Raw genomic sequence first — 6242 nt, 5'->3', positions numbered from 1 at the left:
TGACGCCGCGATAATCCGACTGCCTACAGCAAACCGCGCTCACTCAGAGCCTGACGAAAAGCACTGCTCGACCCGTAGCCCGCGTCAGCAAGCACACAGCCAAAACGCGAGCCTGAAGCGATGACACGATCAATCTCTTCGATGGCGATCTCCGGCTTTGTAAGAGCGACCTGTCGACCCTTCGGGACGCGCGCCCGCTTCATCCGCTCAGGATCATTCGTCCATGTGTCGGGCAGGAAGAGCCGAAGGCCCACCATCACGGGCACTTCGCGCGAGGCCAGGGTCACAGACACCAGTGACTGGCAATTGGATGTCTTGCAAAGCGACGAAGCGTATTGAGGCGCGACGCCAACTGAATATTGTCCCTTCTTCGGTAATGCTGTGTCGTCGATGACGAGAAAGCCCGCCTGATCACCGACCAGACGATCGGCCTCCTTCAGTAGCGCGACCTCCAGCGGAGAGCTGTCCCAAACCCCGGCCGCAACGAAATGATGAAGCTGATCGTAGCCGACATCGTCTGTGCGCGCGGCCATCGGTTGCACGCTCTTACGGTCGCCTGGCCCAATCAGTCCTCCAATGTAAAGCGGACACATCCTGCGTCGGGCTCAATGCGAAAGACCCGCCAAAAATGGCTGAAGCCAGTGCTCGAGGTCGTCCATCCAATCAGCATTCATCACCAGCTCCCTTCAAAAGCTGGTTCCTTATGAATCACCGAAACTCCGCGCAGGGAAGCCCTAAATAATCAATCTGCCAAAGTAGTGCTAAACTGTGGGATCAAACACCTAGCGTTTCGGCGATCGAGGACATGACGCATATGCATGGCAACCCGATGGATTCCGTACCGGACGATGTCCTAGTTGTGCGGTGCGAAGCTTATCCCACAAATGCGAGTGCTGGGTCGTTCAGATAACCGCAAACACCACATTGGTCGACTGAACCTATCCAACGCCATGATGAGGCGGTCAAAGTACCGACCTCGACGAGAACCATGAGTCCGACCTGCGATGCCCTCTGCGACCAGCCTAACAACCGCGATTAGAAAAAAGCCACCGGACCTGTCATCCGGGCCGGTGGGGATCTACGCTTGTCTGTCGCGAACTCAGGCCGCCGCGAGGATGACCTTCATGGCCTTTTCACGGGCCGCGTTGCCGAAGACGTCATAGGCTGCGAGGATGTCATCCAGCGCGAAGCGGTGGGTGATGAGCTTCGTCGGGTCGAACGTGCCGGCCTGAACCGTCTTCAGCAACATCGGCGTGGTGTTGGTATTCACCAGTCCCATGGAGATGTTGATGTTCTTGATCCAGAGATCCTCGATATGCAGTTCCACCGGCTTGCCGTGCACGCCGACATTGGCGATGTTGCCGCCAGCGGAAACGATCTTCTGGCAAATATCGAAGGTGGCCGGCACGCCAACGGCTTCGATAGCCACATCGACACCGCGACCTTCCGTCATGTCCATGATCCGCGCCGTCGCATCTTCAGCACCCACCTGGATCGTATCGGTGGCGCCGAACTGGCGGGCAAGGGCCAGACGCGCCGGGTCCATGTCGATCATCACGATCCGGCCAGGCGAATAGAACTGCGCTGTCAGAAGCGCCGACATGCCGACCGGTCCCGCGCCAATGATGGCGATGGCATCGCCGGGCTTTACGCCGCCGGCCTGCACGCCGATTTCCAGCCCCGTGGGCAGGATGTCGGAGAGCATGACGAGGGCTTCCGTATCCGCGCCCGCCGGGATCGGGTAGAGCGAATTATCGCCGTGGCGGATGCGAACATATTCGGCCTGTGTGCCATCCACCGTATGTCCAAGCTGCCAGCCGCCATCATCGCAATGGGAATAAAGCTGCCGCTTGCAGTTCGGGCAGGAACCGCAGGAAGTGATGCAGGAGATGAGGACCGCATCACCCTTCCTGAAGTTGCGCACGGCGCTGCCGACGTCATCGACGATGCCCACGCCCTCATGGCCGAGCGTGCGACCTTCCGTGACGGTCGGCACATCGCCCTTGAGAATGTGCAGGTCGCTACCGCAGATCGTCGTCTTCGTGATCTTCACGATGACGTCCGTCGGTTCCAGCACCACCGGCTTCGGCTTTTCAACCCAGTCTTTCTTGCCTGGCCCGTAATAGACAAGCGCTTTCATCATAACCTCCCTGGGGGCCATGCCCCTCATCATATTGCAAAGATTGCACAAACCGGTCTCCTGTCCGGGTAGCGGGGTGTGAACCGACACCCGTTTTCACTCTAGTCCAACAGGGCGGGCAGACGCAGGCCGGGGGATGATCCATTCCGGCAGATGATGATCCATACGGGAAGAAAAGCGGGATGACCGTCAGGATGACATCGGACGGCTGCGCAAGGTCTGGTGCGGGCTTTCACCGAAGCGCTGGCGATAGCTCACGGTCATCGCCGTGAGGTTCACATAGCCGAGGGCTGCGGCAACCGAGGAAACCGTCTCGCCGGGGGCCGCGCGCTCAAGCGCCTTGCGAAGCCCGTCAAGGCGTCGTGCCGTAAGATAATCATGCGGGGTAATGCCACGGAACCGGCGGAACCCTTCGGAAAGGCTGCGGGTGGAAATGCCCAGTTGCGCCGCGATATCCGTCACCGTTGGCGCCTCGTGCGCCTGTTCCACCATCAGGCGTTCGGCCTCGCGCACATAGCGGGGGGCTGCCCCGCGCGCACCGGTTTCGAGGTTGAGCCCGGACTGTTCGGCCCAGCCGCGCAGCAGTTCGAGGCAGAGCGTTTCCTCGATCCGCCGCTCGATCAGCGGGCTGGCAATCCCTTCGCTGCGGGCATCGACAGATCGCGTTGCGTAATCGAGAAGAGAAAGCCAGGCCGATGGGCCGCGGCCGAAAACCAGACGCTTGGTCCAGAGGTCGTCCTCGGGCACGAAGCCATACCAGCGATGCGAAGTTTCCTCCATCAGCGCATGGGGGATGGTAAGGTTGAACTGGAGGTCGTTGCCATCCGCCACGTTCCAGTAGTCCGTGCGGCTGCAATCCACGACATAGCTGTCGCCGGGCTGCGTATCGATGCTCACACCATCGCCAAGCGGATGGCGCACACTGCCGCGCATGGTGTTGACCACGATGATATTGCCGGACGAGGGATCGAAATCATCGGCCTTGGTCGGCACGCCGAAGCAGAAGCGGCTAAGCACGATCCGGCCGATCGACAAGGTACGCAATGTCGCATTCGGGTCAGACCCGGCCACAAGCGGGCGCGCCGCAAGCGGCATATAGACCCGGTTGCAGAACGCATTGACCTCCGCCCACTCGCGGGAAGCATTCAGCTTTCCGCTGAGCAGCGGCTGGCCCTGCGCGTCGTAAAGCAGCGCATGTTCCAGCACGTTTCCATCCTCCTCCATCCCGTCGGCATTGTGCCCGGAAGTCAGAAGAATGCAACATGCCGAAAGTCGCCCCGGCGCAAGGCCGGGGCGTCAGCGATCAAACGCGCTCGAGCGCGATGGCGATGCCCTGCCCGACACCAATGCACATGGTGGCGAGCGCCTTGGCCTTGCCCGTCAGCGACAGTTCAAGCGCGGCCGTGCCGGCAATGCGCGCACCGCTCATGCCCAGCGGATGGCCAAGGGCGATCGCCCCGCCGTTCGGGTTCGCACGCGGATCGTCATCGGCGATCCCGAGCAGGCGGAGCGTCGCCAGCCCCTGGGAGGCGAAGGCTTCATTGAGTTCGATCACATCGAGATCGCCGGCCTTCCAGCCAATGCGGTCGAGCAGCTTCTGCGAGGCCGGCGCCGGGCCGATGCCCATGACACGCGGCGGAACGCCCGCCGTGGCACCGCCAACGATGCGGGCAATCGGCGTGAGGCCGTATTTCTTCACCGCCGCCGCCGAAGCGACGATGAGCGCGGCCGCCCCGTCGTTGACGCCGGACGCATTGCCAGCCGTCACGGTTGCGCCATCCATGCGGTTCACAGGCTTCAGCTTGGCGAGCGCCTCGAGGTTCGTGGCACGGGGATGCTCGTCCTTCGTCACCAGAACCGGATCACCCTTCTTCTGCGGAATGGAAACCGGCACGATTTCCCTGGCCAGACGACCATTGACCTGCGCGGCGGAAGCCTTGTCCTGGCTGCGGACGGCAAAGGCGTCCTGATCCTCGCGGGTGACCTTGTAATCGATCGCCACGTTGTCGCCGGTCTCCGGCATGGAATCGACGCCATAGGCCGCCTTCATCGCCGGATTGACGAAACGCCAGCCGATCGTGGTGTCATAGATCTGGGCGTTGCGTGAAAAGGCCGTGTCTGCCTTCGGCATGACGAAGGGCGCGCGGCTCATGCTTTCCACGCCGCCGGCGATCATCAGTTCCGCCTCGCCGGCCTTGATGGCGCGGGCGGCGGTGATGAGCGCATCCATGCCCGAGCCGCACAGGCGGTTGATGGTCGTGCCCGTGACGGAAACCGGCAGGCCAGCCAGAAGCAGCGACATCCGCGCCACGTTGCGGTTATCTTCGCCGGCCTGATTGGCGCAACCGAAGATCACGTCGTCGATGGCTTCCCAATCCACCGCCGTATTGCGCTCCATGAGCGCCTTGAGCGGCACAGCGCCGAGATCGTCGGCGCGGACAGCGGAGAGCGAACCGCCGAAACGGCCGATGGGCGTGCGGATATAGTCGCAGATGAAAACGTCGGTCATGTCAGTTCCTCAGAGATCGGGCGCGATGAGATCAGCCACGGGGCCATCGATATGAAGCGGCGCGCCGGTCATGGCCTGAAGGGCTTCGAGCGAAAGACCCGGCAGCTTTTCCCTGAGCACGAAGCGTCCCTTCACGATGTCGATCACGGCATGGCTGGTATAAATGCGGGTAATGCAACCGACACCCGTCAGCGGGAAGGTGCAGGCCTCCACCAGCTTCGGCTTGCCGTCCTTGGTGACGTGTTCGGTGATGACGAAGACCTGCTTTGCGCCATGGACGAGGTCCATCGCGCCACCGACGGCCGGTACGCCCTTGGAGCCGACGCGCCAGTTGGCAAGATCACCGTTCTGGGCCACCTGGTAGGCGCCGAGAATGGCAACGTCGAGATGGCCGCCGCGGACCATGGCGAAGCTGTCTGCGTGGTGGAAGAAGGCCGCGCCCGGCTTCAGCGTCACAGCCTTTTTGCCGGCGTTAATGAGATCCCAGTCTTCTTTGCCTTCCGCCGGCGGCTCGCCGAAATCGAGAATGCCGTTTTCTGTGTGGAAGATCGCCTGCTTGCCCGGCGGCTGGTAGCGCGCCACCATTTCCGGAAAGCCGATGCCGAGGTTCACGTAAGCGCCGTCCTCGATGTCCTGCGCGGCGCGCCAGGCGATCTGGGCGTTGGAGAGCTTGATGTCGTCCTGAGTTTCGGTGGTCATGCGTAGACGGCTCCCGACCGGATAAGAACTTCTTCCTGTTGCGGATTGGCGATCTCGACCACGGCATCCACGAAGATACCAGGGGTGATCACCTGTTCGGGGTCGATGCCGCCGAGCGGCACCAGCGTCGCCACCTGCACGATGGTCCTGGCGGCCGCCATGCACATGATGGGGTTAAAGTTGCGGGCGGCCTTGTTGTAGGTGAGGTTGCCGTGGATGTCCCCGACATGCGCCTTGATGAGCGCGAAATCGGCCTTCAGCCAGCGCTCCTGCACGTAAGGACGACCGTCGAATTCGGCGATCACCTTGCCCTCGGCCAGTTCCGTGCCGTAGCCGGTCGGCGTATAGAAAGCGGGAATGCCGGCGCCGCCGGCGCGAATGCGTTCGGCCAGCGTGCCCTGCGGCACCAGTTCCAGCTCCACCTTGCCGGCCAGATAGGCATCTGTGAAGGCGCGCGGGTCCGATGAGCGCGGGAAGGAGCAGATCATCTTCGCAACCAGCCCCGCATCGATCATTGCGGCGATGCCGATACGGCCGTTGCCGGCATTGTTGTTGATGACGGTAAGCCCCTTCGGCCCCTTGTCGATCAGTGCGTGAATGAGTTCGATCGGCGCGCCTGAGCCGCCGAAGCCGCCGATCATCACGGTCGCACCGTCACCGATCCCGGCCACGGCTTCCGCCGCGCTCGCGATTGTCTTGTCCATGTCTGAAACCTCCGTGTGTGGCCTCGAAATTAAAGCCGGACGCGGCCCGACGGCAATCTTTTTTGTGCGTTATATGATTTTTGTTCGATTATCGCACAAATGATGCGTGAACGTGACGGTGAAAAATGTGATGGAATGGGTGAACCGGTGGCGATCGGCGCCGCTTGATCCAGTCATTCATTTCATTGGG

At 61.9% G+C, this 6242-nt stretch carries 5 protein-coding genes and 1 pseudogene; all 6 read right to left on the bottom strand.

Annotated elements, in window-relative coordinates; translation table 11 throughout:
• Positions 1-29: 29 nt before the first annotated feature.
• Positions 30-674: pseudogene (locus tag GGQ66_RS20545) on the bottom strand (IS701 family transposase); the annotation flags it as partial.
• A 425-nt stretch (positions 675-1099) separates the two neighbouring features.
• Complete coding sequence (locus tag GGQ66_RS20540) at positions 1100-2140, bottom strand: zinc-dependent alcohol dehydrogenase family protein (RefSeq protein ID WP_183795161.1); 1041 nt, start codon at positions 2138-2140, stop codon at positions 1100-1102.
• 189 nt (positions 2141-2329) lie between these two features.
• Positions 2330-3346: an AraC family transcriptional regulator gene (locus GGQ66_RS20535; RefSeq protein WP_183795159.1), complete on the bottom strand. Its 1017-nt coding sequence runs from the start codon at positions 3344-3346 to the stop codon at positions 2330-2332.
• Positions 3347-3443: 97 nt separating this feature from the next.
• On the bottom strand, positions 3444-4649 hold the full coding sequence (gene pcaF / locus GGQ66_RS20530; protein WP_183795157.1) for a 3-oxoadipyl-CoA thiolase: 1206 nt from the start codon (positions 4647-4649) through the stop codon (positions 3444-3446).
• A gap of 9 nt (positions 4650-4658) precedes the next feature.
• Entirely contained in the window at positions 4659-5348 is a 690-nt protein-coding gene (locus GGQ66_RS20525; protein ID WP_183795155.1) for a CoA transferase subunit B, read from the bottom strand.
• Complete coding sequence (locus GGQ66_RS20520) at positions 5345-6052, bottom strand: 3-oxoacid CoA-transferase subunit A (protein WP_183795153.1); 708 nt, start codon at positions 6050-6052, stop codon at positions 5345-5347. Before GGQ66_RS20520 ends, GGQ66_RS20525 begins: the two co-directional genes overlap by 4 nt.
• Positions 6053-6242: the final 190 nt, after the last annotated feature.

It is taken from the genome of Allorhizobium borbori (assembly GCF_014196535.1).
Taxonomy (GTDB): Bacteria; Pseudomonadota; Alphaproteobacteria; order Rhizobiales; family Rhizobiaceae; genus Ectorhizobium; species Ectorhizobium borbori.
The sequence above is the reverse complement of the archived record's forward strand: the minus strand, read 5'-3'. Positions and strand labels throughout refer to the sequence as shown.

Excerpts from the sequence above, each read along its gene's own strand:
- GGQ66_RS20540 (WP_183795161.1), bottom strand. The coding sequence starts at position 2,140 with ATGAAAGCGCTTGTCTATTACGGGCCAGGCAAGAAAGACTGGGTTGAA.
- pcaF (WP_183795157.1), bottom strand. The coding sequence starts at position 4,649 with ATGACCGACGTTTTCATCTGCGACTATATCCGCACGCCCATCGGCCGT.
- GGQ66_RS20525 (WP_183795155.1), bottom strand. The coding sequence starts at position 5,348 with ATGACCACCGAAACTCAGGACGACATCAAGCTCTCCAACGCCCAGATC.
- GGQ66_RS20520 (WP_183795153.1), bottom strand. The coding sequence starts at position 6,052 with ATGGACAAGACAATCGCGAGCGCGGCGGAAGCCGTGGCCGGGATCGGT.